Origin of the sequence: Symbiopectobacterium purcellii (assembly GCF_019797845.1) — a bacterium.
Taxonomy (GTDB): Bacteria; Pseudomonadota; Gammaproteobacteria; order Enterobacterales; family Enterobacteriaceae; genus Symbiopectobacterium; species Symbiopectobacterium purcellii.
In genome coordinates this window covers 3,019,340-3,045,843 of record NZ_CP081864.1, presented here as the reverse complement: position 1 = coordinate 3,045,843, position 26,504 = coordinate 3,019,340, and the positions used below count along the sequence as shown (strand labels likewise).

Sequence of the window (26,504 nt, the reverse complement as noted above, 5' to 3'; positions counted from 1 at the left end):
AGGAATAAGGAAGACAATATGCAACAACATAACCCTCTCCATCGTCAGTTAAGGCGGCGTCGTCCTTCTCAGCAGGGGTTTACGCTGCTGGAGATCATGGTGGTGATTGTGATCCTCGGGGTGCTGGCGAGCATGGTGGTCCCCAGTCTGATGGGGAATAAAGACAAAGCCGATCGTCAGAAGGCGGTCAGTGACATTGTGGCGCTCGAAAGCGCATTGGATATGTATCGTCTGGATAACCAGCGTTACCCGTCGACGGAGCAGGGGCTGGCCGCATTGGTAAAAAAACCGGTGATCCAACCTGAGCCGAAAAATTACCAGCCGGACGGTTATATCCGGCGTTTGCCGCAAGACCCCTGGGGCGCAGATTATCAACTCCAGAATCCGGGTAAGCACGGCAAACTGGATATTTTCTCTCTTGGGCCGGATGGTATGCCGGGCACCGAGGATGATATCGGCAACTGGAACATCTGTGGCAAATAGCGTGAGTCACGCAAGGTAGGGCAGGATGGAACAGCAACGCGGGTTCACACTACTGGAGATGATGTTGGTTGCTCTGCTGGCAGGGATTGCTGCCAGCCTGGTGATGATGGCCTTTCCTTCCGACTGGCAGAGTGACAGTGCCTGGCAGATGGCCTATTTTCGCGCGCAGCTCGATTTTGCCGTGGAAGAGAGCCAACTGAACGAGCATGTGCTTGGTGTGCGTATTTATCAGAACCGGTGGCAGTTTATCGAGCTGTTACCGAATGACGGTGGTGAAACGTCACGCTCGCACAGCGATCAGTTTCTGGGCTATCACTGGCAGCCCTGGCGACCACAAAGCATTACGCCCTCTGCGACGTTACCCGCACGCTTGCGTCTTGAACTGCAAGATATCAAAAGTAAAAAAACGCTGAAACGCAACGCCCATGAAGAGGTCTCGAACGGGCGTGACGATGAGCCTGACATCCTGATTCTGCCCGGTGGAGAAGTTACGCCGTTCCGTCTGGTGTTCAACGCCGAGCCGAAAACGCAGAACGCTTGGGTGCAGGTGGACGCTGTCGGCAACATCATGACCTCGCAGGATGTTCAAGAAAAGCGCACGACTATCCAGGGGGCGCGGTTATGAAACCGCAGCGCGGTATGACGCTGCTTGAGGTGATGGTGGCGTTGACGGTGTTTGCGTTGGCAGGGCTGGCCGTGATGAAGACGGCTATCTACCAGGTCAGTACCCTGAATCGTTTGGAGCTGAAAACCTTCGCAGGCTGGGTGGCAGAAAATCAGCAGGTACAACTAAAACTCGAGAAACGCTGGCCGGAAACGCGCTGGGTAAGCGGTGTCAGTTCGCTGGGTGGTGAGCGCTGGTTCTGGCGTTGGCAAGGCGTAGAAACCGGTGATGCGCAGTTTCGCGCGCTGGATGTTGAAGTGCGTCGTGATAAGAACAGCAGTGCGTCCGATGCCGTACTGCGCAGTTATGTGGTGAAACTTAGGGCACCAGCAGGCTAAATGGTATGCCCTTGGCGCGGAAGCCTTTGTGGGCAAAGTGATCCTGCGTGATGCACTGATCGCGCCGGATCGCACCACGCTGTCGCAAAACTGGGCGCAGCGCGGACGCCAGTTCCCGGTTGAGGGCGGGGAGATCCTCGGCTATGTGCTGGATGGGCTGGCGTGCTTCAACCTGAATGCGCTTAATCAAACCCTCAGTGAAGACAGCACGACGGTCAGCACGCCGTATCCCGCACAGGTATTTCGCTGGCTGCTGATCAATCTTGGGGTCGATCCGGCACAGGCGGTGTCCATTGTGGCGGCGGTACGTGATTGGATCGACGAAGACAGCCAGCCGATGGCGAACGGGGCTGAGGATGAAACCTATATGGCGCTGCCCGACCCCTACCGTGTGGCCAACCAGTCGATGGTGGACATCAGTGAATTGCGCATGGTGCAAGGGGGGGATGCTGCGCTTTACCAGCGTCTGCTGCCGTTTGTCTGTGCACTGCCGACACAAAAGTTACAGATAAATATTAATACCTTGCGGGACTATCAGGCACCGCTGCTCTCCGCGCTGTTTCTTAACACGCTAAACGCAGAGCAGGCCAAAACGCTGTTGCAACAGCGCCCTGTGGCGGGGTGGCAAAGCGGTGCTGCATTTTTAGCGCAAGACGGATTTCCCAATATCAATAAAAGCAGCGCACAGCGAGTGTTGGTGGCGAGAAGTGATTGGTTTTTTGCCTACATGCGGGTTCGTATGGGCGAGAGTAGCGATGTCTATCAAACCAGTCTGCTGCATAAGGATGGAAAAACAGTGTCCGTGGTACGACGGTACTCAGGCGGTTACCGCACGGTGAATCCATGAACAGGAACAGTATGAAGACGTTTAATTTTCAACGTGTATTGCCCGGCAGAACGATGGCCTCTTCACGTCAGACGCATGACAGCGTGCGGGCTTCTGACAAGCCGCGTCTGATTCTGCGACTGGCAGGGGATGAGTCGGATGTTGAATGGCTGATCGCGCACGGCCGCGAGGGACGCGTTGTCATGCAAGGGCAGGGCAGCGTAGTGCAATTGCGCGAACTGCTGGCGGGGTATCCGGGCATTCACACTGCCACCGTGCTGGTGCCGACGACCGCTGTGACATTTCACTCGCTGACCATTGCTCGGCAGGCTCGGCGTCAGTTACAGCAGGCGCTGCCGTTTATGCTGGAAGAGCGTCTGGCCGTTGATGTGGAAACCGTACACTGTGCCGTACTGGCATGGGACGGCGATCGTGCGACGGTTGCTGTCGTCGCAAAGAGCAAGATGGCGCACTGGATAGCGCTCTGTGACACATTGGCCATCAAACCGGACATCATACTGCCTGATGTGATGGCGCTGCCCTTGCCCGTGACGGGACTCAGCGCGCTCTGCCACCGGGATCTGTGGCTGTTTCGCCGCACAACCGGCGATGGCATGGCAGCGGAGCAGAGCTGGCATGCCGCGTTGCTGGGCGCATTGCCACAGGCCCATCCCGATGATGAACCCGATGCTACAGGGAATGACCCCGACCAAGAGATGCCCGTTCTGCACGGTGACAGCTACAGCTATCCGGTACCTTCCGCCGGTATCTGGGCGTCTCAACCTGCCATGCCACTGTTGCAATTGGCGGTGCAGACACCGAGGTTGTCCCTGTTAGGGCTGGATCAGGGGGAATTCGCACCGGCGAGAGCATGGCGCAACGGGTGGAATGCCTGGCGCGGAGTGGCGGCGCTGGCTGGCTGCTATCTGCTGTTACTACTGGCGGATGCTGTCTGGCAGCATTACCAACTGTATCAACAAGCGGCCTACTGGCAGCAAGAAAGCGTGCGTGTTTATCGCCAGATATTTCCGGCAGAAACGCAGGTCGTGAATCCCCGGGTGCAGATGCAACAGCATTTACAGCAGGCCGGGGGGGAGCGCGATACGACGCGTCTGTTGCAATCAATGAATCGCTTACAGGTGCTGCTGGGCGAAAATCAGGACATACGCCTGACCACGCTGGCCTATGATGGCAATCGGCGGGAAATTAGCCTGGCTTACAGCGCGCCTGCCTATCCCGAGCTGGAACAGTTCCAGCAACAGGCTGAAGCTTATTACCAGATTCAACACGGTGAAATTCGCCAGAATGGCACACGTGTTGAAGCGCAGATGACGTTAAAGGGGCAACCATGAGAAACGCCATCATGACGCAGTGGCACCACTATTGGCTCAGTATCACGCCGCGTGAGCGTCGGCTGTTGATGCTGGCAGGCAGTGCGCTGGTGCTGGCCGCCTGCTATTTCCTGCTGTGGCAACCCTGGCAGCAGCGCAGCGAGCAGTGGCAGCGCACGCTGGTCAGAGAGCAACAAACGGTCTCCTGGCTGCGCCAACAAGCTCCACGTATTGCACAGGCCGCCGCCCCCTCGACATCCCCGGCAGCGGAATCGCGTCATGTCAGCCTGCCTGTGTTGATTTCGCAAAGCAGCAGCCGCTACGGCTTGAAAGCGACACGGCTACAACCGCAAGGGAACCAGGTGGCCGTGACGCTGGAGCGCATTGATTTCACCTTGCTGATGCAGTGGCTGGGGGAGATGGAACAGTCAGGTGTTAACGTGCTGCAACTCGATGTGAATGCCGTGGACGGCGCGCCCGGCAGAGTGGATATCAGCAAACTGGTGATGGAGCGTGCCAATGAAAGCTAGTGCTCTCAACACCGATTCGAACACTGGGCTAACTTTCAAAGTGAAAGCGCTGGGAGTGCTCGTGTTCATGCTGGGCTATCTGTTTTTCCTGGTGCAGGATGCCCCCGCTCGCTTGCTGACGCGGTGGCTACCGTCGGATCTGGCGGTTAACGGTGTCAGCGGCACGGTCTGGCACGGGCAGATTGATGCGGTTCGCTGGCGCGGCAGTGATGTGGGCACGGTGAGCTGGGATGTCACCTTCTCTGGTCTGATGCCCGCGCTGGCGGTGGCTTTTGATAGTCCCGACGGGCCGCGCGGAAAAGGCGTGATCCGGGGCTGGCAGCAGGCGCAACTTTTTCAGTGGCAGGTATCGGTTCCCGCCGCTTACGTGGTGAATAAATTGCCGCTGATTGTACCCGTGAGCGCGCAAGGAAACGTGCAATTGCGACTGCAACACGCCATTGTCGATCCGCGCGGATGCCAATCGCTGTCGGCAACGTTGAACTGGCAGGATGCTGCATTAGGCACGCCGCTTGGCACGGTTGCGCTGGCTCAGCCGCAGGTGCAGCTCAATTGCCATGAGGGGCGATTGGAAATGGCGCTGCGCCAGCAATCGCCCTATGTGCAAATTACCGGTAAGGGGAGTTTGGCTGCCAGCGGGGAATACCAGTTTGATGGCCGGGTGGCGAGCGGTGACGCCATGCCGCAAGCGATTGGGCGTATTTTGTCCACGCAAGGTAACGCTGACACGCAAGGTGGCCGTTTGTTGCGTTTTCAGGGGCGTTTGGCGCTTTAACTGCGTGCGAGTGCACAAGCTTGCATTTGTGAAGGTTTTACCGGTTGTTGCGCCTTGCCGCCTGTGAAACGATAGCGCGTAAAGGCGATGCCAACCATTACGAGGATGATAATATGCGAGGCACGGCGTGGAACAACTGGTAGCGTTTTCGGAAGCGTATCCTCTGCTCTGGTGCGGTGTGCTTTCGGTGTTGGGGCTGGTCATTGGTAGCTTTCTGAATGTGGTGATTCATCGCCTGCCTGTCATGCTGGAAATGCAGTGGCGCGATGAGACCGCCTTGAACGTTGATGGTGACGTGCAGGTTGCCCAGGCTCGCTACGATCTGTGGTGGCCGCGTTCCCACTGCCCACACTGCCATCAACCGATTGCGCTGCGTGATAACGTGCCGGTACTGGGGTGGCTGGTACTGCGCGGTCGCGGTCGCTGCTGTAATCAGCCTATCGCCTGGCGCTATCCGCTGGTGGAAGCGGCAACCGGGATCTTGTTTGTGGCGGCTGGCAGCCTGTGGCCGCCAGGCGTTTCGCTGCTGGGGGCATTGACACTGCTTGCCTTTCTCATTGCGCTGGCCGCGATTGATGCTGAGACGTTGCTGTTACCGGATGCATTAACGCAGCCGCTGTTATGGCTTGGATTGTTTATCAATCTCAGCGACGCCTTTGTACCACTAGAGAGTGCTGTCATTGGTGCCATGGCCGGATATCTTGCCCTGTGGGTGGTCTACTGGTTGTTTAAAACCCTGACGGGCAAAGATGCGTTGGGGGCGGGTGATTTCAAACTGCTGGCGGCGCTCGGTGCCTGGCTCGGATGGCAAGCGCTACCGCAACTGGTGCTGTTAGCGGCATTAGGCGGTTTGGTCATGACTTGTCTGTGGCGATGGCGGCGCGGGGGGGATTTCGATCAGCCGCTGGCGTTTGGTCCCTGGCTGGCGATAAGTGGCGGCATTCTGCTTTTTGTGCCCGGTTTCTCTTTCTGACTTTTTTATAAACGATGCCAACAAAATGGGCTGAGTGATTCTTCACTCAGCCCTTATTCATTTCTTTTTTCGATTTTATTTATTTTATGCTGTTTGGTATCGAACTCGCGATGACCTGTCACTAAATCATCAGCATAAAAGTACCCGCCCACACCATCAGCATGAATGAGATACCCATAAAAAAATACTTCACTGATTGTCATCTCCAGCAAACATACGCCTGCAACGATTCCGATTGTGCGTCTTGTTGGAAAGCATTTACCCCTGCGAACCGACGCAGAGCGAGGGCTTTCCGTCTGTCATAAACAGGGCATGCCCGTTATGATGGAATCGGCGCTAAATCTACGCCTGGTGGGGGTTGAATATCAATAGGGGGACGGAGGAAAATGCAATAAATAGCATTAAAAAGCAGCCTGTTGGAGAGTGTCTTTGAGCGAAAAAAAGGCACGCGGTGGCGATTAATGCTACCAATAATCGCGCGGTTGACAGGAAAACGCGAGAAAGGATATCTACCTAGGAAAAGCATTTGAAATTACGCTTTGTTATTCACTCATCTTCTCTCCCGATGTTTGTTATTCCCGTTGCAGATAATACCTGCTCCAAAGGGGCGTTTTAACCCTATAATGTGATCTGTCTCGCACTATTTGTTGCGAATCGAACGTGAGTGCCATGATAAAACACCAGACACATGAGGGTTGCCTGAACCAGCCTTGAAGCCGGTTTCTGAGAAAGGAAAATGCTATGCCGAATCTATTCGAACCTGTCACTATCGGCGAACTGACGCTGCCTAACCGCATTGTGATGGCGCCGTTGACGCGCATGAAAGCCTTTAACGAAAGAACGCCTGGGCCGCTGATGCTGGAATACTATGTACAGCGTGCCAACGCAGGACTGATTATCAGCGAAGCTACCTCTATCTCAGCGCAGGGGGTAGGCTATCCGAATACGCCGGGGATCTGGTCTGATGAACAAATTGCCGGTTGGGCGCGCGTCACCGCGGGTGTGCACGCCGCGGGTGGAAAAATTGTCCTGCAACTGTGGCACGTCGGTCGCATTTCCGACCCTGTCTATCTTGAAGGGAAATTGCCGGTTGCGCCCAGTGCGATTGCACCGGAAGGCCACGTCGCTACCGTTCGCCCTTACAAGAACTATGAAATGCCACGTGCGCTGGAAACCAATGAGATCCCCGCTATTGTCGAGGATTTCCGTCAGGCGGCAGCCAATGCCAAGCGCGCCGGCTTTGATGGCGTGGAAATACATGCGGCCAATGGTTATTTGCTCGATCAGTTCCTGCACGATGGTTCAAATCAGAGAACGGACCGCTACGGTGGCAGCATTGAAAACCGGACCCGCTTTCTGTTAGAGGCGGTGGATGCGGTGCTCACCGTCTGGCCTGCGGGCCGCGTTGGCGTGCACCTGAACCTGATGTCCAATACGCACTCCATGAAAGATTCCGATCCGGCGGCGCTGTTTACCTATGTGGCCCAACAGCTGGATACACGTCGTTTAGCCTTTATCTTTGGCCGTGAAGATATTGCGGGCAGCACGCTTTATGGCCCACTGGTGCGTAAGCATTTCACCGGCGCCTATATCGCCAATGATGGTTTGACGGTGGCATCAGCGCAGGCATTGCTGGATGACGGTGGTGCAGACGCTGTGTCGTTTGGGCGTTGGTATATCGCTAACCCCGATCTGGTGCAACGCTTGCGCGTGGGGGCGCCGCTCAACGCCTTGAACGCACAGACTATCTATACCAGCGATCGAACGGGTTACACGGATTACCCCACTTTGGATGACGATAACGCCAGTCCTCAGGAAGGTGCGTGATGGCGAGTATCCAATTAACGGTGAATCACCTGTATCAGTTACAAGGCAACGAAAAAAAGCCGGCCCATGCAGTGGCGCGGGTCTATGTTGGGGATACGCTGCTGGCAACGGAAGAAATAACGGGAATGACAGAGGACGCTGTCAGCAAGTATCTGCACCATTCACTTCCTGAAGGGCAAGCCGTGCGCGTCGAGTGGGATTGTGCAGGCGTTACCGCAATTAGCGCCGCCGAAGTACATATGTGCCCCTGCTGCCACGCAGAGGAGTAAGTCGCATCACGCCACACGGCAGCCCGCGCGGATAACGCAGATATCAGCGCGGGTGCTGAGCCATCATAGACATTACACGTCGCTTCCGTTTTCCTTGCCGAGCAGTTCTTGAATACGCTGATAGACTTCAGCCGCGGTGAGTCCGCTGTAGGATTCATTACTCTCAAAATTCATCACTTGCTCAGGATCCACGCCGTGCAACACGCCGAGCAGAGCCAGATCTTGTTGCGAAATGCGTTTTCCCGTAAGGGAATCAAACATCTCTGATTGTCCATCAGGGTATTTAATCACGGAAACCAATTTACCGCCGAACAGAGGGATACCTGTCATGGTTAATGAATATTCGTTACCCGGTGCCGCCTCTTCGTCGTCATTTTGGTGCTCTGCTTGTTTTCTTTCCGCGGAATCGCCCCGAGCGGCACGCGATTTGTCAGAAGACAACGTCACTTTGGTGCTGTTAGCCGCAGAAAAGGTATCCGAAGAGTTGGAGCCCGTGGAGGAAGAACCTGTTTTGCTCTCGGTATTCACCGCGGCAACCGCATTGGGTGATTTGATCACATCAACGGTAGAGACATTAGGTTGAAAAGTGGCGCCATGTAGATTTTGAGTCTGAATATCTGGAATAACCACAATATAACTCCTTTATATATTCATTACTGGCAGTATTTAGTGCCAACACGTCACTTTGAAATAAAGCGAAAAAGATAAAAATGTCAGTAAAATATTTCTGACAAAACAGCCACTTAACATATTAATGCGTAATCTAAACGCGTTGGGTTCTGAAGAACGCGACGTCTGGCCCAGCAACCGCTGGTTGTCGATGCTTTAGCCATTGTCCGCTGATGCATCGAGCTTATCTGTATGAGCACAGAACACAAACCCTTGAAGACACTATCGGCCAAAAAAAGAGCTTTTTTAATACTTAAAATGAATAATAGATGATTTCCGTTATTCCGTACGATAACTGTGGATGTGAAGCGTTTTTTGATGGTTGGCCAAGGTTAATTGGCCTGAACCGTCAATGCGAAAAAGGCGTGCACGATAGGGGGAAAATCAATTCCTCCCGATAGAGCGATCATTTGGATTTTCGGGAAACATTGTTGCCCGCATCTGCATGTAATTTGATGATATCCCATAGTGCCAGCGCGGTAATCAGCGCAATCAAGGCAAACCCGATGCGGAAACTGACTCCCGGTATGGCGGGCAGCATAAACGTCTCGCTGAGCCAGGTACCCAAGCGAATACACAGCGCACCGAGCGTGATACCGAGGCCATTAGCCAACTGCAACGAGGTACTGAAAAGCGTATTGGCCGAGCTCATCTCGTGCGCGGGAACATCGGCGAAAGCCAATGAACTGATCCCAGTGAATTGCATCGAGCGAAACAAACCGCCTAGAAACAGTACCACTAATGTCACCATTTGCGGTGTTGCGGGGCTTAACAGTGCGCAGCCTAACAACGACAGCACGCAGAGAATACCGTTGCCGATCAGCAATTTTTTAAAGCCAAAATAGCGAATAAGCGGCGTTGTTGCCGGTTTCATCGCCAGGTTACCGGCGAAAACCGCCAGCACCAACGCGCCTGAGTGAAAAGCATCCATACCAAACCCTACCTGAAACATCAGTGGCAGCAGGAAGGGAACGGAACTGATGGTGGCGCGTAAAACAAATCCTCCACGCATGGTAATGCGGAACGTGGGGACGCTCAATGCGTCAAGGCGAATCAGCGGAGTAGACGCGGTGCGCAGGTGTTTTATCGCCCAAAACAGGGCGAGCATACCGGCGGCTATAACGGCAAAGGCATATGCTGGGTGACTCTGCTGCTGGCTGAGCATTTCCAACCCGGAAACCAGGAACAGCATGGTGATCCCGGTGGAGAGAAAGCCCTGACCATCAAACGGCAGCTTTTCTTGCGGTTTCTGATTCGGCATTAAACGCAGTGCGATAATGATGGCGATAATCCCTAACGGCACGTTGAGGAAAAAAATCCAGTGCCAGCTGGCATAGGAGGTGATGAACCCTCCCAACGGCGGCCCGATGATCGGTGCCACCAGCGCGGGCCAGGTGAGCGTAGCTATCGCCTTAATCCACTGGTCTTTGGGCGTGGTTCTTAATACCACCAGGCGACCTACTGGCACCATCATGGCGCCGCCAATGCCCTGTAGCACGCGTAACAACACAAACTGTCTTGCGGTTTCCGCCAAGCCGCATAACAACGAGGAAAAGGTAAATATCGCCAATGCCGCACTGAAAACGGTTCTGGCACCAAAACGCTCGGCAACCCAACCGCTGGCGGGGATCAGCGCCGCCAGCGTTAACAGATACGCCGTAATGCCAATATTCAGGTCAACGGCAGAAACGCCAAATGAGCGGGCCATATCAGGCAATGCGGTGGCGATCACCGTGCCATCGAGGAACTCCATAAAGAAAGCGCTGGCCACCAACAGGGCTGGGGGCTGACGCGGGTTTGCTTTGCTGCTGCGCGGAATCCGATACAGCCATAATTATTCCCCTGACGTGACAATAAAAAAAGATATTATTATTATTTAATGGTATAACAGCAATAATAAAGGTGTTATACCACTATTGACTTCAGGGGAAAACTACAATTCCATAGCAGAGTGAGGGTTTTTGTGTGCAAACATTGCGCTGTTATGGTTGATTTGCATTGCGCAAATCATGGTCAAGCGAATGACGTGTAAGTGTATTAACGCCGTGCTGTGAAAAATGCCATAGCACCTTTTGCTGACGCATCTGTTAAAGCGCCGTCTTTTACAAGGGTGTCCACGTAATAAAGGGTATAGCGACCACAGTCATTGCCATTCAAGAGATGCTGATGCCCGTGATGCTGTGCGGTGAGGATACTTTTTTTATCCAACCCAAGACTTTCATGATTGAGAAACTGCCTTTTAAGGTGGTTGTCACCCTTATAAAAACCATCAATTAGTCCTGCTTTAGGATCATGCAGTGTTATTGCGCTGATTATTCCCTTATTGATGTTCACCTCGCATAACACAAAGTGGCCACGTAGCCCGAAGCACCCGAGTGGATTACTTTGTGCGATAGGTATTAAGGTTTTTACATTGCCCGTTGGAAATTCATTTTTTATTTCCTCCAACAGGGCGGCGGCTGAATGACCACCCGATAGCGTTGCTGTAGTGCTACACTCATCAAGTAGATCGTGAGCTGGTGCAGATACCACGTAGGTAGTGTCATCGATCTGTCTGCTGCGATAGACGGTTTGTTTGATGGGGATATACTCAGATTCCCTTTTCAAGGGGGTCCATCCCTCTTCTTTGCTAAACAACGCATCCAACTGAAGATTAAGCTGTGAGCACGTGAGCTTTTCACCATGGGTATCCGTCAACACACGGAATATTTCCACAATCCTCGCGCAGAAATCACCGAACTGAAAAGAAAGGAGTGACTTCATGGCTTTCTTCATGAGCGTCGCACAAGGGGTTTGTGCTAAAGGGGGAGAGATTGGGGATAGTAGGGGGCTGGTATTGTTTGAAATGGGCAGTGGCATGTTTTATACCTCACATAAGGGGTAAAGGCTGTAAACGATAGGGTGTAAGGCGCTGGAGAGCCTTTAATAAGGTGATAATGGTGCGGCAGGTGGTTGAGGGGAATAGGAAATAAACCCTATTCCAGATTCTGGAACAGGGTATTGGCTACTAATAGCTAATTATTTGGCGCTGGAAAGGGCATTGATCGCTTCCCATGATAACGTGAGATAGTTATTTTTCTGTAATTCGGTTAATCCGTACAAGCGTTCACGAACCATATCGAGATTATCTTTAGCGTGGAACAGATAAACCGCAATCAGATAATCGTAGGTAAATTTGCCGAAACCGCTATCACCGAAATAGTTCTGATAAGCATCATGGATTTCTGCTTTAAACAGATCCCACTCATCTTCATTGATCATGTTACACGTGAAACCCCAGCGCACCAGCATGGCAGCACGTTGTAAATTGAAGGCAACGTAGGGAAGGGTGGTGTCGTGATGCTTTTCTAACTGTGTTTCTGTTACCGCAGAAAATTTATCCAGAATAGCCAGTGCTTCACTGTAGGCTGATTTGGCTTCCGGTCGGTTTTCTTCCGGCAATGACTGAAGCAATTTGCCAATGAATTCGACCAACTCGCTGCGTTTTTCAATGTCATAGCTCAGCATCAGATAGTCAAACGCTGAGTTATCAATGATGCCTTTTTTGTTGGGCGCTTTATTGACGTCGTAGGCCTCGCGGCTGTTGAGGTAGGATCTGGCATGATCGGCGCGGTTGTTCCTGGTATCACAGATATCCATCAATCCGGATAACTTCACCACCAGCGCATCGGCATCATCTCTGAGAGGATAGCGAATGTTGGCGGCTATCCCGTTGGAAAATTGCGGGATGCCATCCTTAAAGCCATAGTTGGTCACAATATTAAGCAACAACCTAAGGATCACCCACGCTAATGATGCACCTATTACCCATGGGAAATAGGTATGTATGCTGTCTAGACGCGTGCCCAGCATATTTTCAAGGTAGGGGAGAGAATAGTGCACAACCAGGAAAAAGACGGCGATTTTGCTAAGGCCAATAACCAGTTTTTTTATTATAGGCTTGTAGATCTCAAACATAAAATTTCCTTATAAATGTCTATTACACAACACGATGATATCGAGCGAATCAACAGGTCTTTGTCCATCATGACCTGAATGAGCAAAACGGGAGAGAGAGGCGTAAATATCCGGCGATCGCAGGATGCCAGAGAGCCTATTGGCAAAATATTTGACGCAAATTTAACAATTTCATAGGCATAATTCAACGCCGGTGTGACAGCTTTCTTTTTTTCAATTTATTGAGCGGCGTAATTATTTTAGTTGTTTCTATATTATTGTCTTAATATTTTATTTGTGATGGATATTCATGCTGAGAGGGCGAGGCGTATCGCGTTAAACAAACATTTTCTATGCAAGCGTCGCGCTCGTGTTGCACCTGTCGCTGCCACCGTGCGAAACAGGATTTCTTGATACCACTTGCAATGCCAACCACTTTGTGCGTTAATGAGCACGTCGGTTTGATAAGCAGACATGATCAACGCAGTTTACTAAAGCAGTTCTCACATCTAAGTGCTATCTAAGAGTTATCCTCGATACCCCTTCTTTTTGAGTTTCATCTTTACGCTCTGATTCCATCCTGTTCTCAAGCCCTGTTCGCCGAAAGGCTCATTAAGAAGGTAATAGATATGTCTAACAAAATGACTGGTTTAGTAAAATGGTTCAACGCAGATAAGGGTTTTGGTTTCATTTCCCCGACTGACGGTAGCAAAGATGTTTTCGTTCATTTTTCTGCCATTCAGAGCAACGAATTCCGTACTCTGGATGAAGGTCAGAAAGTTGAATTCTCGATTGAAAATGGCCCGAAAGGCCCAGCAGCTGCGAACGTGGTTGCACTGTAAGTAAAGGATTGGTTCGTTATTTCTACATTATTTCTAAAATGTCCGTGTTGTCACGGTTCCCAATACAGAACGTCACATTTTGACGTTTCACCGTGGAACCCGCATGGTGCAAAATGCATTTTTTGCAAATCCATCATGCAAGTGGAGGGCAACAGCGCAGTGCACGCCGGGCAGCTAATAAAAACGCCAACATCATTGGCGCATTATTCCTGATTATTTCAGAATAAAAACCTCTGTATAAATGAAACCACACCTGGCGCGTCAATGTTAATTGACCGGGGTGTGGTTTTTTGCATTAAGAAGAAGTTGTTGCGGTTTTCCTGATACCTTTTAGTATAGAAATTACAGGAAGTGTAAAAATCACAAACAAAATCGCGTTAACAGCAAAAATGAGGGTGGTGGTTTCAATAACGGTAAAATGCTCGATGATCAATCGGGTTTTGTATAACACTTGAAGGAAAAATACCCCGGTGATGGAGGCGAGCCAAAAGTGAGCATAAGATAAAAAGATACAACAAAACAAAAAGGTGTAGTGGTAACCCTTTTCCTTTTGCAAAGAATTAAGCGAAAAGTTCTTATAATATTCATCCAGTATCGCAACAATCTCTTGGTGTTTGGTGCCGAATAAAATAAAAATGAAAAAAAGACACATGAGAATGGTGAAAATATTTTGTATCTTATCAGCGTAGGCAGATCGTTGAAGACCGTATACAAGCTGTATGAAAAATTGCATGTTGCTGCAAGAGACAGTAAAAGAAATAATTTCCTTTTCATAAATCCTCAATCCTGAACGTTATTTCACCCTTAAAAGATACGACAGTATACATAATCCCTTAATGAGCCGCAGAAATTCGGATAAAAAACTTGTTAGCGCAATAGCTCACCAATATAGTCAGCCTGTTGCCGCAAAATCGGCAACCGGGATTAGCAGCCTGTGTGTACTATCGGCGATACCAGACGCGCCATGCGTCTTTTTTGTATCGTAGCCTCGGCACATCCATACTTTACGAATCTTATTCGTAACACAATGGTGGCTCAGGCAGGGCAGCCTTCGGGCTGGCCGGTTTCCGATAGTGCCGGTACTGCTAACTCTGTCTGGGCTACCCCAATTTAGAGATTAGCAGCTCTGATGGTGGTGTTTTTCCTACTATCGGAGACTCTCGTAATGGTTGTGACTCCTACCCAAACTCAGCCTGAATGTTGCTCTGCCTTTCTGATACAACACTGTGTGGATCTGTTGGCTATCGGTGATGCTCTGCTGGCTAAGAGGGCATGCCATGTTTGATAACGCCCCTCTGGAACTGGAAGACCTCATCGATCAATGCCGCGCGCTCGCTTATGCGCTGGTGGAGTTGGATCACCCAGAGGCTAAAGATATTCTTACCTTTGTTTTGTCTGAACATCTGGATTTTCTCTATCGCACTTTTCACCTGACGCCAGAAGAGGGCAACTATCATTGACCCTCGCCGCGTTAATCAGACAGCCAGGACTTTCATAAGCGGGTTGTTCTTCAATTGAATGGGAAAAGGGCGTGGCGGCCCTTTTCTCTAAAAGCGTTTAATCTCGTCTTACCCCTTCAGGATAACGATATTTTTCTCAAGGCTCTCCATCATTATCACTGTCCATTTTGGTATTAGGGTCGTTTCGAAGAAAAAAATAAGCTTCTTCTTTGGATCTCATTTGTGAGCAGTGTTGTCGACCATCGTAAGTGAACCCTTCCGTTGTACGTCTGCTATTATTTTTTTTATTACTATTCCAATCTTCAATATTTTTTCTTTGCTCGTTGTAACCAGAGTACTCGCCTGAACTGTAAATGAAAAAGCTGTGAGTAGTAATAAGAATAATGACTTTCTTAACATTACTTATCCCTCTTGTAAAAATAGTTAGAATATTATTTCTGCATCAATGATTTATAAAATAAATTCTCCATAAGAGTCATAAGGCGTGGAGAACGAAAAGAATATATAAAACCATAAAATGATAATGAATATCATTACCAAATGAAATAGGTAGAGCTAAAAGCCGTATAGCCTATCTAGCATAACGGAGACAGTAGCCAATGACCCACACGTCTATCTGGGAAAGAGAAGACAAAATTCTGCCGCATGATGCAGATTTACCCATGAGATGTCAGTACACTGTCAAAGTGTACTCGTTCCAGAACAGTGAGAATGAACGTGTTGGTTGATACCTCAACCAAGGTCGTTTCGCATCACAAAACGGGGTCAAGGAATGAGTGCAAAGTACAACACGAGGCCAGGCTTATTTATATTTGTTAATGGTGATAATTATGATCAGGGTAATTATTTTATTTTGTTTTATTGCTCTAACCACAGGCGCTTTTGCAAAAGGAGGCGGACATCATTCATCCTATAAGGGCGCTTATAAAGCACCGAAGAGTTATAGCTACAGCACTGGCAGTAGCTCAAGCCATGAAAGGGTCAATGGGTACGTTAAAAATAATGGAAAATATGTCTCTCCGTATAAGAGGACAACAAAAGATTCTACGCAATATAATAATTTCAGTACTAAAGGGAATTACAACCCTTACACACATAAATATGGAACTAAAAAAGCAACCTACTAGAAATGGCTTGCAAGGGATTGCTGAGACGATTTTATCTAAAAAGCTTCTATTATGTGATGCCAACTAGCATCCCATAAGAAGAGCAAATGCATATCAAGCCTAGCAGTCTGCTCGATTGCCTTGTCGAACATCCCTTTCACCTCCGGGGCATTTTGATTATATCGCACTATGTCAGGACAAAATGTATCGGTCTGGTTACGCCAACAAAGCGAGATTAGGGGAAAGGGTCTTGCAGTGAGTGTGACTGGTGTCCCCAGCAGGAATCGAACCTGCAACTAGCCCTTAGGAGGGGCTCGTTATATCCATTTAACTATGGAGACTTCCGCGGGGACATTATACGCATTTTGGCCGTAAGCATAAGGACATGAATGTGCGATTGATTAATATCACGTCAATCGGTGGCAAAAAAGTGAGAAGCAGGTCCGTTTGCAGGGCTCTGGATCTGCATATCTACGTCATAAAAACCCGTTTTTTGGCTTGCTAATTCAGTAACACACGCATTAATAAGCACTATTACGTTAGCTTTCCTCGATAAAGCGCAATAAAATGTTACACTACCAACGCCTGTTTCTTGTCCGAATGCGTTCTTCGCCATCAATGCGTTGAGACGGATCGGGGGTATGCTATACGGTTGTAATGTGGGCGAAACGCAATTTTATCAGGGAGAATCACTATGAATAACCGTTTGAGTGGGGTGGTGCTGGCCAGTGTCATGCTGGTTGGGTGCGCCAGCTCTTCGGATAAAACAACCCAAGGGCGTTCCGACCCACTTGAGGGATTCAACCGCACCATGTTCAACTTTAACTACAATGTGCTGGACCCATATGTGGTCCGGCCAGTAGCCGTTGTCTGGCGTGACTATGTGCCGAAACCCGCGCGTAATGGGTTGAGTAATTTCCTCAGTAACCTGGAAGAACCCGCAGCGATGGCAAACTATTTTGTGTCGGGCGATCCCTATAAGGCCATGATCCACTTTAACCGCTTTTTCCTGAACACCCTATTGGGGATGGGCGGGTTATTCGATCTTGCCTCGGTGGCGAATCCGAAGCTGGCAAAAGAAGAGCCGCGCAGATTCGGCACTACGCTTGGAAGCTACGGCGTGGGCTATGGCCCGTATGTGGTATTGCCGGGTTATGGCAGTGCGACGCTGCGTGAAGACGGTGGCGGTATGGTTGATACGCTCTATCCGGTTCTGAGTTACCTGACATTCTGGGCTTCCGCCGGTAAATGGGTCGTGGAAGGAGTGGAAACCCGTGCGCAACTGCTGGATTCGGACGGCCTGCTGAGAAACTCGTCCGATCCTTACCTGATGGTGCGCGAAGCCTATTTCCAACGGCATGATTTCCTGGCGCGGGGTTGCCGTCTGTCTCCACAAGAGAACCCGAACGCCGCTGCCATCGAAGATTCTCTTCAGGAGATCGATGCGCCTGATCCGGTTCCCGCAGCACCTGCCAAATAGTCCTTTCTCTGGCATCACACGTAAAAAGGCTCCCGGTGGAGCCTTTTGCTTTATGCGCATTCATTCGAAATAAAACACTGCACTACTCCGAACCAGCACGGTACTTTCACTACTTGTTAATCAATGATGATTGTATTGTTATTTTTTATTTAATTACAAAAATTTATTTTCACCGCCTTTGTAACAATAATGTTGTACGGATGTGCGATGTAATACGCATTTTACACGACGCCTGGCTGCCGTGTGGGAATGATGCACGTTCGGGATGGTTGGAGTAGCGATTGACCTGCAACAACAAAAATTAGAATAAACAGAGGCATAGAAGTATGAAAAAACTACGGGCTTTGGTCTTGTGCCTGAATCTGGTGGGAACCGCTGCATGGGCGCAAAGCGCAGCGGATACGGCAAAAACCACCGATGTGGTACTGATCGGTGGTGGTGTCATGAGTGCAACGCTTGGGACTTATCTTCAGGAACTGCAACCCGACTGGTCAATCACGATGGTTGAACGTCTGGATAAGGTTGCCGAAGAAAGCTCCAATGGCTGGAATAACGCAGGCACCGGCCACTCGGCCTTTATGGAACTGAACTACACGCCAGAAAAAGCCGATGGTGCTATTGATATCAGTAAAGCGGTTGAGATCAGTGAAGCGTTTGAGATTTCGCGCCAATTCTGGTCATACCAGGTCAAGAATGGCGTGCTGCACGATCCCAATCTGTTTATCAACAGCGTGCCGCATATCAGCTTTGTCTGGGGCGATGAGAATACCGCCTTCCTGAACCAGCGTTATAAGGCGTTGCAGCACAGTACGCTGTTCCGCGGCATGGAGTTCAGTGACGATCACGCCACGATCCAATCCTGGGCACCGCTGGTGATGGAAGGGCGCGATCCGGCTCAGAAAGTAGCCGCCACGCGCATGCCGATTGGCACCGATGTCAATTACGGTGAAATCACGCGCCAGTTAGTTTCCGGATTACAGACCAAAGACAACTTCTCACTGCGCTTGAATGCAGAAGTACGCGAGATAAAGCGTAACGCCGACCACACCTGGAGCATTATCTATGCAGATTTGAAGGACGGTGAGAAAGAGCATGCTATCAATGCCAAGTTCGTGTTTATTGGCGCGGGCGGGGCGGCGCTGCCGTTATTGCAAAAATCCGGTATCCCTGAAGCGGATCTCTATGGCGGCTTCCCGGTGGGCGGGGAATTTCTGGTCACCGACAATCCTGACATCGTAAAACGCCATATGGCAAAAGTATATGGTAAAGCCTCGGTGGGCGCACCGCCGATGTCCGTGCCGCATCTGGATACGCGTATCTTTAACGGTAAACCTGCGCTGCTGTTTGGGCCTTTTGCCACGTTCTCCAGCAAGTTCCTGAAAAATGGTTCACTGTGGGATCTGCCGGGCTCTGTCACACTGTCAAACCTGATGCCAATCCGGATCCCTGCTGTTCACTGCGGCTGTAGGCGGTGCTGAGCGTTCCCCAACGCCCGACAGACATATCTGCACCTGCGCCGAGCAGAGAGAGGTCGCGCACGTTCTCACCATGGCCCGCCAGCGTCAGGCTTTGCGTGACGCCATAGCGATAAAAACCGCTGAAGGCAGGGTCTGACGTGTAGCGATCCTGCCCCATCCCATAAGTGCGGCGCAACACGCCAACCGAGAGATCGAAATCACTAAATCCCTGACGCAGTAGGGTGTTGGACACGTAAAACGGTACGCTGGTGCTGATCTGCCTCCCTTGCGCATCGGTGGTGATAATGGTCGCTTCACCGGCACCGTTGAGATAGGGGGTATTGGTCAGGGTGAACGGGCCTGAGTTGAGTGCCGTGCTGCTGGTTTTAAAGCCGTTAATAAACAGATCCAGTGTGCTGGGTACTGCCGCTGAACCTGCGTATTGCAGCATCGGATAGGTGACAATATCCGGGCGAAGATTGAAGTTGCGACCGATGCGCAGACCAGCCATTCGCATGGATTGGGTCCAGGTGAGCGAGTTGCTGATGAAATCACCCAACTGGTAACTGACCATTCGTTCACTGTCGCTGTAGCGCCAATAGGTGTCGTAGCGGCGATAGCGGCTACCCTCGTCGGCATAGGGGTTTTTTATTACCCACAGTCCCGAGTTGGACAAGATGCCATGTTCGCTGAACAGGCGCTGTTCCATCAACGCATTCATCGAGTCACCCTGATGGGGCGGCGAAGTGTAAAACAGGTTGTAATTAAACAGTAAACCTGTGCTGCTTTGTGCGGATAAACGCGGTATACCGTTGTTACTCCCCGTATCGAACCGCTGTTGAGGCAACCAGTCTGTCGGGATGGTGAGTTGCAGTTGCTGCTTCTGCATGTCATAGAACACCGTCACATCGGGCAGCCCGTTGATGTCTACTGAGCCTGCGGCATTCTCGGGCAGACGGATATGCCGCCGGGTCAGTTCGCTGGCATCAATCGCATAGCGATCGCCATTCACGCTAACCGGGATGACCCGATTATCGCTGTATCCGTTTACGGCCAGCGTCAGGTAATACAACGCCTGCTCCTGAACGGGCAGGGCCGTCGGTGGTGGCGGTAAATCGCCGAACGCCTGCGCCGCAAACGTGCGGGATGCGCACAGGATTGCGCCTCCCGCGAGTAAGGACACGCAGAGAAAAAGGCGCTGAGATGAATGCCTCAACCTTCCTGACATCAGGCTTAGTCGCGTGCGATCACAATGGGTTCAGGGGCATCCACCAGATGCGTAAACAGCACGGCATTCGCGCCTGGTGACGCCGCCGTTGCGGGCAGCGGCCAACGCATTTCTTGCCCTGGCAACACGTACCCCAGAAAGCCCTCGCTGACGATCGTGCGCGCACCTTTCCCTTGCGCCGAGGTAGACCAAAACACGTTATTCAGGCGCGCATGGTTTTGGCCTTCGTTGTTTACGTAGAGGTAGGGCTTACCTCCAACGGCGGCGATACGCCAGCGTAATCGTAGCGCTGCGGTGGGGGGGGGGAAGTTTTTCATTGCCAGAGCCACGCAGGAAGAGCGGCAACAGGTAGCGCATCTGGAATTGTAAGCCTGAGGCCGCCGTGTTGTTTTGCGCCATGTAGGGCGTAGAGAGTTCATCGATAACAATGCGAAATGCGCGTTCCTCGGGGGTTGATGTAGGATTCACACGCATCAACCGGACCATGCTGCGCTGGCCCGGTTCGAGCTTGACAAACGGCGGGGTTGGGATCACCACGGTTTGCTCAGCGTAGCGATCTTCATATTGCATCTGACGCCAGGCCATAATGCGAATTTGCAAACCCACGGTGTTATTGCCCCGGTTCTCCAGCCAGAGGGCGGCACTGCTGCTATTTGCCTCAATAACCTGGTAAATCGGCCATACCAATAAAGAACTGGCTGCGAGGGCCCCGGAGCAGGCAAACAGTATTGCAACACACAAAAAACGTCCCAGATTATTTTTGGTTATTCTCATGCCAACGCCTTCTTTTTAATATCACACGGTGTGTCAAAACCTGACCGAATAGTCTGTGTCCCGTTGTTAATACGTCACATTGATGGTTATTTTGTCCGTGTATTGCCCGGCGGCGGGTAATGGCGTCGCCCCCATGTAGCGGGCATACACGGTGTAGGTTTGCGTGGTACTGGGAAATGAAGACACGTTAAGCGCCAATTGGCCGTTGCCCCATACCTGGGTACGGGCAGCATCACGGTAAAGCTGATAAGGCAACATACGTGTTTTAGCGCTATTAGCCAGATAGCGTTGTGCACTGGTGCCGCCGTTGAGACCGTAATCCAGCGCAATGGTGACTGAAACGCCGGGGGTGCAGGTGACAACGATAGAACCACTACCCGGACCGCTGACGGCATTCACATTGGTCGCTGCGGCATTCTGCGTGCCAAAACTGAGGGTTCCCATATCGCTTGAACTGCCGCTGGTGATGCCAAACATGCAGCCTGCTTGCAGAGGGGCCTCGACGTTAAATGTTGCGGTTTTCGTTACCGCCAACGCGCTATTGGCAAAAGGTGATAACGCGCTCAGTAATACAGCGGGGCCACGAAAAAGTCTCCATGCCCCCATGCCTGAGGTTCTCCCTGTGCTAGCCGTCATGGCAATCAGATTCTCCGGTTTATCAGTTCCAGGTCAGCGTTGCGGAAATCGTATCGACATAAGATCCACTTGTCGGATAAAGGTTTGCCGTATTGTCACTAGAGCGAATCAGGCCATAGATAGGGATGTTTTACGCCACACCGGTTCCCGTAGGGAGTGTTATTGGTGTATTAATGACGATTTCTGAGTTATGACCAGCATCACTGTAAAGGCGATAGGTAATCAATGTCGGGTTCGTGGTTGCGCCATTGGAAAGACGGCGGAGGCTGCTTGTGCCGTTGGCTCCCGCGTTGAGCGTAAGGGATGCCACCGTGTTCGGTGAACAGACGACAGACAAACCATTGGTGCCTACTGTGGCAGGGATGTCGGCATTTAAATTTGATACCGTGCCAAACTCCATCGCACCCCACACACCGCTGCTCACATTGCTGACCAGACACGTGGGGGTTATGTTCAGAGAAACATTGATATTGCCGCTTATATCGGCATTTACCGAGGGTGTTGACAGAAACATCAATAACAAGGGAACCGTGCCGAGCGCAGCTTTTTGTTTGTTCATTGCCATTCCTTCAAGCAAGCGCAGTACACTATTCTCCCACTTAACGCAGTCGCAATTTCAACAAATGCAATCGCGTATAACAACAGAAAATAGTGTCAGCGCAGAGATTTAGGCATTCTCACTGCGACGCGTTGTTGCAGGAAAATGGTTAAAACGTTTGGGTTATGAACGGCTAACCCGGTTGGCTAAATCACCGCTTTCTCTGGTAGGCAATATAAACAAAAAATAAAAGGTGCTTTTAAGCACGTCAGCTGCCATCGTCAGCAACTGGCCGCAATGGAAATGCTGTACTTTTAAATAATAGTAATAACAACTTACATAAAACGCTATCAAATAAAGATAGATGCCGGTCACTTGTTTAACAACGTCAGTATTTTGATAAAAAGCAAAATGAAATGAAAAAACCAAATTAAGCAAGTGACCAGTTTTTTATGCTATTTAATTTTACTTTATGGTTTATAAGTCTGTTTTTTTGCAATGCGACGGTGGCAAAAAGGCTGTTTTTGATCTTTGCGGTCCCTCACCGCGGAGTAGTAAACACTGAACGCTAAATTAACCATATGATTTGTGTTGATAATGTTGCCGTTTTGCTGGTGCCGGCAGCAAAATGTGGCGTGCGCTCCCTTGTCCGCCTGCGCAAATTGGTTGACTCCGGCTTCCCATCTAAGGTAAAAAAGCGGTTCGTGCTTCGGTTAAATTTGCAACAAAATGACGCGTATTCCCTCTGCTTTGCCCCTGTGTGTATGGCGGCTTGATTATCGGAGAATATGCGCTAACAGCATAATATAACGAAGTTTTTTACTATAACGGTGTTATATGCAAGTGTTGATTATGCGTCATGGTGATGCAGTACCTGACGCAGCCAGTGATGCGCTTCGCCCGCTCAGTGCGCGCGGTGTTCAAGAATCGCGTCAAATGGCTTTCTGGCTACATGACCAGAGTGTGGCCATTACGCGTGTTTTGGTCAGTCCTTATGTCCGCGCCCAGCAAACCCTGTCCACCTTGCGTGGTATCCTTTCCCTGCCTGATGAAGAAGACTGCCTGCCAGCGCTGACGCCAGGCGGCGATGCTGCGCTTGTCAGTGATTATCTGCTGGCATTGGCCGGTGAGGGGATCGAATCGGTGTTGATCGTCTCACACCTGCCCTTGGTGGGGTATCTGGTGGCGGAACTCAGCCCACAAACCGGTGCGCCGATGTTTGCCACCTCGGCGGTGGCCTGCGTTACGCTGGATGCGCAGTCGGGTGCGGGTGTGTTCGATTGGCAAATCAGCCCGTCACAGTTGGCGCTCAAATCCTGATCCGAGCTTGCGCCGTCGCCACCGTCAGGCGACAGCGTGCAAGCCGGGCGCATTAGCGTGACGGTTCAGTGCCCGCCTTTATTTGACCGTACGCGGCATCCAGTTCCACCAACACCAACAACGCGGCGTCACCGCCAAACTCTTTGGGTGCCTGATGGAAAGCCAGCACGTCTGGATGTTGTGCCAACCAGAGTGGCGTTTGCTGTTTGAGAATATGCTTGCCGTGGCCGTGCATCACACAGGCGCAGTAAACGTGCTCACGGCGACAGGCCGCGAGCAGGGCGCCCAGTTCTTGTTTGGCTTGCAACTGGGTTAATCCGTGCAGATCGAGAAACAGATCCGGAGAATAGTCGCCGCGCCGCAGCTTTTTTAGCTCGTAATGGCTGCTGCCGGGGCGCACGTAACGCATGGGGCCGTCGCTGTCCAACTGGGGCTGAAATTCGTCGGAAAAATAAAAACTGGCATCCACTTGTTCCTGCAACGCCTTGCGCGGCGGCAGCTTTCCTTCAACGTGATGGCGCTGTGGACGATGTACATAGGTATCCTGGCGCAGCGTTTTGGTGCCAGCTACGGAGGCGCGGAATAACTGTGCTTCGCCATCATTCAGCGCGTGTTTCTTACTCATTCGGTCACCCCGTTGTGTCTCTCACGGTCCTTATTACGTCGGCGTATCTGCTTCCCGATGGGGCGGCCTGGCGTTAGGGCATTAATTCGTACGGCATTTGCCATAAATTATATGGGTCCCAGTGTAACCTGTAATAGTGCCTGCGCTACCTTTTTAATAGTAAACCTGAAATTGCCAAAGCACTGAGAGGGAGAATCGATTGATAGGTGACGTAGAGGATTTCTGTGCGGGTGGGTGATATCTGCTGATTTGTCGTTGGCTTCATGGCAAACTAAGCGGCATTTCCTGACGGGTGGGGTCTGTGGAGGACTAACTTGGATAAAATTTTCGTCGACGAGGCGGTCAAAGACCTGCATACCTTGCAAGACATGCTGCGCTGGGCGGTAAGCCGTTTTAACGCAGCCGATCTCTATTATGGACATGGCACCGATAACCCGTGGGATGAAGCGTTGCAACTGGTGCTGCCAACCCTGTATTTACCCCTCGATTTCCCCGCGGATATGTATGGCTCGCGTCTGACGTTATCAGAGCGTCAGCGTGTGGTGGAACGCGTAATTCGTCGCGTAAATGAACGTCTGCCGGTGGCTTATCTGACCAACAAGGCATGGTTTTGCGGGTTGGAGTTTTTTGTTGATGAGCGCGTGCTGGTGCCACGCTCGCCAATTGGTGAATTGATTTCCCAGCAGTTCGCAGGATTGATCGCCGATGAGCCGCTGCATATTCTTGATCTCTGTACCGGCAGCGGCTGTATTGCGATAGCGTGTGCGCATGCCTTCCCCGACGCTGAAGTGGATGCTGTCGATCTCTCCAGTGATGCGTTGGCCGTCGCCGAGCAAAATATCCAGCAACACGGCCTGGAACAGCAGGTCACGCCGATTCGCTCCGACCTGTTCCGCGCGCTGCCGCCGCTCGCATATGATCTGATTGTTACCAATCCGCCTTATGTGGATGCTGAAGACATGGCGGATTTGCCACAGGAGTTTCGCCGTGAGCCAGAACTGGGTCTTGCGGCGGGTAATGACGGGCTGGATCTGGTACGCCGCATTTTGGCCTGCGCGCCAGACTACCTTAATGAGCAGGGCGTGCTGATTTGCGAAGTGGGCAACAGCATGGTGCATTTGATGGATCAATATCCGGATATTCCGTTTACCTGGCTGGAATTCGAGCACGGTGGCGATGGCGTATTTATGCTGACAAGAGATCAACTGGTGGATTGCCACGACCATTTTGCGGCGTATCGGCAATAAACGCCCCGGTTATGCCGGGCTCGGCCCGGCACTCTACATCATAATGCAGTACAGAATAGCAATGTTACACAGAAAGGAGCCGTGATGGCAGGCAACAGTATTGGCCAGTTCTTCCGCGTCACCACGTTCGGTGAATCCCACGGTATTGCACTGGGATGTATCGTTGATGGCGTACCGCCGGGCATTCCGTTGACCGAGGCGGATCTGCAACACGATTTGGATCGCCGTCGCCCCGGCACCTCGCGTTATACCACGCAGCGCCGCGAGCCGGATCAGGTGCGTATTTTATCCGGTGTGTTTGAAGGGGTCACCACTGGTACCAGCATTGGTCTGATTATCGAAAATACCGATCAGCGCTCTCAGGATTACAGTGCGATCAAAGACGTATTCCGTCCCGGTCATGCCGATTATACCTACGAACAAAAATACGGTGTACGTGACTACCGCGGCGGTGGCCGCTCTTCGGCCCGTGAAACCGCAATGCGTGTGGCCGCCGGGGCCATTGCCAAAAAATACCTGCAAATGACACACGGCGTTCAGGTGCGTGGCTATTTGTCGCAGATGGGCGATGTCACTTGCGAACTGAAAGACTGGAATATCGTTGAGCAAAACCCGTTTTTCTGCCCCGATGCCGACAAGATCGATGCGCTGGATGAATTGATGCGTGCCCTGAAAAAAGAGGGTGACTCCATCGGTGCTAAAGTCAGCGTCGTCGCAGAATCGGTGCCCGCTGGTTTGGGAGAACCGGTGTTCGATCGTTTGGATGCCGATCTGGCCCACGCATTGATGAGTATCAATGCCGTAAAAGGCGTTGAAATCGGCGATGGATTTTCGGTTGTCACCAAACGTGGCAGCGAAAACCGTGATGAAATTACCCCGCAAGGATTCCAGAGTAACCATGCGGGCGGCGTACTCGGAGGCATCAGCAGCGGACAGGCGATTGTCGCGCATCTGGCGCTGAAACCCACCTCGAGCATTACGGTGCCGGGGAGAACCATCAACCGCCAGGGTGAAGCAACGGAAATGATCACCCGTGGACGTCACGATCCCTGCGTGGGGATCCGTGCGGTGCCGATTGCGGAGGCAATGATGGCGATTGTATTGATGGATCATCTGTTGCGTCAGCGCGCCCAGTGTGCGGACGTCGTGAGTCAGGTTCCTCGTTGGTAA

30 protein-coding genes, 1 tRNA gene and 1 pseudogene are annotated in these 26,504 nt (G+C 51.4%); 19 read left to right on the top strand and 13 right to left on the bottom strand.

From position 1 onward, the window contains the following. Positions 1 to 18 precede the first annotated feature (18 nt). The 8 genes from gspG (at position 19) to K6K13_RS14355 (ending at position 5,920) form a co-directional block, all read left to right on the top strand. Positions 19 to 483: a type II secretion system major pseudopilin GspG gene (gene gspG, locus K6K13_RS14390; protein WP_222157616.1), complete on the top strand. Its 465-nt coding sequence runs from the start codon at positions 19 to 21 to the stop codon at positions 481 to 483. Between the two features lie 25 nt (positions 484 to 508). Then, positions 509 to 1,108 (top strand): type II secretion system minor pseudopilin GspH, encoded by a 600-nt coding sequence (gene gspH, locus K6K13_RS14385; RefSeq protein ID WP_222157615.1) that lies wholly within the window; start codon positions 509 to 511, stop codon positions 1,106 to 1,108. Beyond that, positions 1,105 to 1,485, top strand: coding sequence for a type II secretion system minor pseudopilin GspI (gspI, locus tag K6K13_RS14380; protein ID WP_222157614.1), 381 nt, complete (start codon positions 1,105 to 1,107; stop codon positions 1,483 to 1,485). The genes gspH and gspI overlap by 4 nt, the downstream gene beginning before the upstream one ends. Positions 1,486 to 1,513: 28 nt before the next feature. Next, positions 1,514 to 2,332 carry a type II secretion system minor pseudopilin GspK gene (gspK, locus tag K6K13_RS14375; protein WP_222161109.1) on the top strand — a complete coding sequence of 273 codons (819 nt, stop codon included), beginning with the start codon at positions 1,514 to 1,516 and terminating at the stop codon, positions 2,330 to 2,332. An 11-nt stretch (positions 2,333 to 2,343) separates the two neighbouring features. Continuing rightward, positions 2,344 to 3,663 carry a type II secretion system protein GspL gene (gene gspL / locus K6K13_RS14370; protein WP_252120299.1) on the top strand — a complete coding sequence of 440 codons (1,320 nt, stop codon included), beginning with the start codon at positions 2,344 to 2,346 and terminating at the stop codon, positions 3,661 to 3,663. Further along, positions 3,660 to 4,172: a type II secretion system protein M gene (locus K6K13_RS14365; RefSeq protein WP_252120298.1), complete on the top strand. Its 513-nt coding sequence runs from the start codon at positions 3,660 to 3,662 to the stop codon at positions 4,170 to 4,172. Before gspL ends, K6K13_RS14365 begins: the two co-directional genes overlap by 4 nt. After that, positions 4,162 to 4,947, top strand: coding sequence for a type II secretion system protein N (locus K6K13_RS14360; RefSeq protein ID WP_222157613.1), 786 nt, complete (start codon positions 4,162 to 4,164; stop codon positions 4,945 to 4,947). The genes K6K13_RS14365 and K6K13_RS14360 overlap by 11 nt, the downstream gene beginning before the upstream one ends. A gap of 127 nt (positions 4,948 to 5,074) precedes the next feature. Further along, positions 5,075 to 5,920 carry a prepilin peptidase gene (locus K6K13_RS14355; RefSeq protein ID WP_222157612.1) on the top strand — a complete coding sequence of 282 codons (846 nt, stop codon included), beginning with the start codon at positions 5,075 to 5,077 and terminating at the stop codon, positions 5,918 to 5,920. A 121-nt stretch (positions 5,921 to 6,041) separates the two neighbouring features. On the opposite strand, the gene ypdK is transcribed toward K6K13_RS14355, so the two are convergent. Beyond that, the gene (ypdK, locus tag K6K13_RS14350; RefSeq protein ID WP_434064615.1) at positions 6,042 to 6,098 is read right to left on the bottom strand and encodes a membrane protein YpdK; all 57 of its coding nucleotides are present in this window, start codon (positions 6,096 to 6,098) and stop codon (positions 6,042 to 6,044) included. 563 nt (positions 6,099 to 6,661) lie between these two features. Here ypdK and K6K13_RS14345 point away from each other — a divergent pair. Both K6K13_RS14345 and K6K13_RS14340 read left to right on the top strand, forming a co-directional pair. Next, the gene (locus K6K13_RS14345) at positions 6,662 to 7,747 is read left to right on the top strand and encodes an alkene reductase (protein WP_222157611.1); all 1,086 of its coding nucleotides are present in this window, start codon (positions 6,662 to 6,664) and stop codon (positions 7,745 to 7,747) included. Continuing rightward, positions 7,747 to 8,016 (top strand): hypothetical protein, encoded by a 270-nt coding sequence (locus K6K13_RS14340; RefSeq protein ID WP_222157610.1) that lies wholly within the window; start codon positions 7,747 to 7,749, stop codon positions 8,014 to 8,016. The genes K6K13_RS14345 and K6K13_RS14340 overlap by 1 nt, the downstream gene beginning before the upstream one ends. A gap of 72 nt (positions 8,017 to 8,088) precedes the next feature. On the opposite strand, the gene K6K13_RS14335 is transcribed toward K6K13_RS14340, so the two are convergent. The 4 genes from K6K13_RS14335 to K6K13_RS14320 form a co-directional block, all read right to left on the bottom strand. Further along, positions 8,089 to 8,646 (bottom strand): hypothetical protein, encoded by a 558-nt coding sequence (locus K6K13_RS14335; RefSeq protein WP_222157609.1) that lies wholly within the window; start codon positions 8,644 to 8,646, stop codon positions 8,089 to 8,091. 445 nt (positions 8,647 to 9,091) lie between these two features. Further along, positions 9,092 to 10,513 (bottom strand): MFS transporter, encoded by a 1,422-nt coding sequence (locus K6K13_RS14330; protein ID WP_252120526.1) that lies wholly within the window; start codon positions 10,511 to 10,513, stop codon positions 9,092 to 9,094. 209 nt (positions 10,514 to 10,722) lie between these two features. After that, on the bottom strand, positions 10,723 to 11,544 hold the full coding sequence (locus K6K13_RS14325; RefSeq protein WP_222157607.1) for a hypothetical protein: 822 nt from the start codon (positions 11,542 to 11,544) through the stop codon (positions 10,723 to 10,725). 159 nt (positions 11,545 to 11,703) lie between these two features. Beyond that, the gene (locus K6K13_RS14320; RefSeq protein WP_222157606.1) at positions 11,704 to 12,642 is read right to left on the bottom strand and encodes a DUF1266 domain-containing protein; all 939 of its coding nucleotides are present in this window, start codon (positions 12,640 to 12,642) and stop codon (positions 11,704 to 11,706) included. Positions 12,643 to 13,250: 608 nt separating this feature from the next. On the opposite strand from K6K13_RS14320, the gene cspG reads away from it, so the two are divergent. The 4 genes from cspG (at position 13,251) to K6K13_RS14300 (ending at position 14,923) form a co-directional block, all read left to right on the top strand. Then, positions 13,251 to 13,463, top strand: coding sequence for a cold shock protein CspG (cspG, locus tag K6K13_RS14315; protein WP_195314187.1), 213 nt, complete (start codon positions 13,251 to 13,253; stop codon positions 13,461 to 13,463). Between the two features lie 18 nt (positions 13,464 to 13,481). Then, entirely contained in the window at positions 13,482 to 13,676 is a 195-nt protein-coding gene (gene ymcF, locus K6K13_RS14310; protein ID WP_222161106.1) for a cold shock small protein YmcF, read from the top strand. A 751-nt stretch (positions 13,677 to 14,427) separates the two neighbouring features. After that, positions 14,428 to 14,577: an ash family protein gene (locus K6K13_RS23605; protein ID WP_350338155.1), complete on the top strand. Its 150-nt coding sequence runs from the start codon at positions 14,428 to 14,430 to the stop codon at positions 14,575 to 14,577. 163 nt (positions 14,578 to 14,740) lie between these two features. Continuing rightward, positions 14,741 to 14,923: a hypothetical protein gene (locus K6K13_RS14300; protein WP_222157605.1), complete on the top strand. Its 183-nt coding sequence runs from the start codon at positions 14,741 to 14,743 to the stop codon at positions 14,921 to 14,923. Between the two features lie 136 nt (positions 14,924 to 15,059). On the opposite strand, the gene K6K13_RS23600 is transcribed toward K6K13_RS14300, so the two are convergent. Both K6K13_RS23600 and K6K13_RS14290 read right to left on the bottom strand, forming a co-directional pair. After that, a complete protein-coding gene (locus tag K6K13_RS23600) occupies positions 15,060 to 15,143 on the bottom strand; it encodes a hypothetical protein (protein WP_222161105.1) in 84 nt (27 codons plus the stop codon). Positions 15,144 to 16,295: 1,152 nt separating this feature from the next. Next, a tRNA-Arg gene (locus K6K13_RS14290) sits at positions 16,296 to 16,370 on the bottom strand. Between the two features lie 353 nt (positions 16,371 to 16,723). Here K6K13_RS14290 and mlaA point away from each other — a divergent pair. Next, positions 16,724 to 17,509 carry a phospholipid-binding lipoprotein MlaA gene (mlaA, locus tag K6K13_RS14285; protein ID WP_222157604.1) on the top strand — a complete coding sequence of 262 codons (786 nt, stop codon included), beginning with the start codon at positions 16,724 to 16,726 and terminating at the stop codon, positions 17,507 to 17,509. A gap of 326 nt (positions 17,510 to 17,835) precedes the next feature. Beyond that, a pseudogene (locus K6K13_RS14280) lies at positions 17,836 to 18,948 on the top strand (malate:quinone oxidoreductase); the annotation flags it as partial. On the opposite strand, the gene K6K13_RS23305 reads toward K6K13_RS14280, so the two are convergent. From K6K13_RS23305 to K6K13_RS14260, 5 genes are all read right to left on the bottom strand, one after another. Further along, positions 18,923 to 19,477: a fimbria/pilus outer membrane usher protein gene (locus K6K13_RS23305; protein WP_252120524.1), complete on the bottom strand. Its 555-nt coding sequence runs from the start codon at positions 19,475 to 19,477 to the stop codon at positions 18,923 to 18,925. The pseudogene K6K13_RS14280 and the gene K6K13_RS23305 overlap by 26 nt on opposite strands. A 722-nt stretch (positions 19,478 to 20,199) precedes the next feature. Further along, the gene (locus tag K6K13_RS23300; RefSeq protein WP_252120297.1) at positions 20,200 to 20,391 is read right to left on the bottom strand and encodes a hypothetical protein; all 192 of its coding nucleotides are present in this window, start codon (positions 20,389 to 20,391) and stop codon (positions 20,200 to 20,202) included. Between the two features lie 52 nt (positions 20,392 to 20,443). Then, positions 20,444 to 20,968: a fimbrial biogenesis chaperone gene (locus tag K6K13_RS14270; RefSeq protein WP_252120296.1), complete on the bottom strand. Its 525-nt coding sequence runs from the start codon at positions 20,966 to 20,968 to the stop codon at positions 20,444 to 20,446. A gap of 66 nt (positions 20,969 to 21,034) precedes the next feature. Then, on the bottom strand, positions 21,035 to 21,574 hold the full coding sequence (locus K6K13_RS14265) for a Csu type fimbrial protein (RefSeq protein ID WP_222161104.1): 540 nt from the start codon (positions 21,572 to 21,574) through the stop codon (positions 21,035 to 21,037). A gap of 160 nt (positions 21,575 to 21,734) precedes the next feature. Further along, positions 21,735 to 22,163, bottom strand: a complete 429-nt coding sequence (locus tag K6K13_RS14260) for a spore coat protein U domain-containing protein (protein WP_222157602.1) — start codon at positions 22,161 to 22,163, stop codon at positions 21,735 to 21,737. A gap of 816 nt (positions 22,164 to 22,979) precedes the next feature. Here K6K13_RS14260 and sixA point away from each other — a divergent pair. After that, entirely contained in the window at positions 22,980 to 23,462 is a 483-nt protein-coding gene (gene sixA, locus K6K13_RS14255; protein WP_222157601.1) for a phosphohistidine phosphatase SixA, read from the top strand. 52 nt (positions 23,463 to 23,514) lie between these two features. On the opposite strand, the gene smrB is transcribed toward sixA, so the two are convergent. Beyond that, the gene (gene smrB / locus K6K13_RS14250; RefSeq protein WP_222157600.1) at positions 23,515 to 24,087 is read right to left on the bottom strand and encodes an endonuclease SmrB; all 573 of its coding nucleotides are present in this window, start codon (positions 24,085 to 24,087) and stop codon (positions 23,515 to 23,517) included. A 314-nt stretch (positions 24,088 to 24,401) separates the two neighbouring features. Between smrB and prmB the strand changes: the two genes are divergently transcribed. Next, positions 24,402 to 25,334: a 50S ribosomal protein L3 N(5)-glutamine methyltransferase gene (gene prmB / locus K6K13_RS14245; RefSeq protein WP_222157599.1), complete on the top strand. Its 933-nt coding sequence runs from the start codon at positions 24,402 to 24,404 to the stop codon at positions 25,332 to 25,334. A gap of 84 nt (positions 25,335 to 25,418) precedes the next feature. Further along, positions 25,419 to 26,504 (top strand): chorismate synthase, encoded by a 1,086-nt coding sequence (gene aroC, locus K6K13_RS14240; protein ID WP_222157598.1) that lies wholly within the window; start codon positions 25,419 to 25,421, stop codon positions 26,502 to 26,504.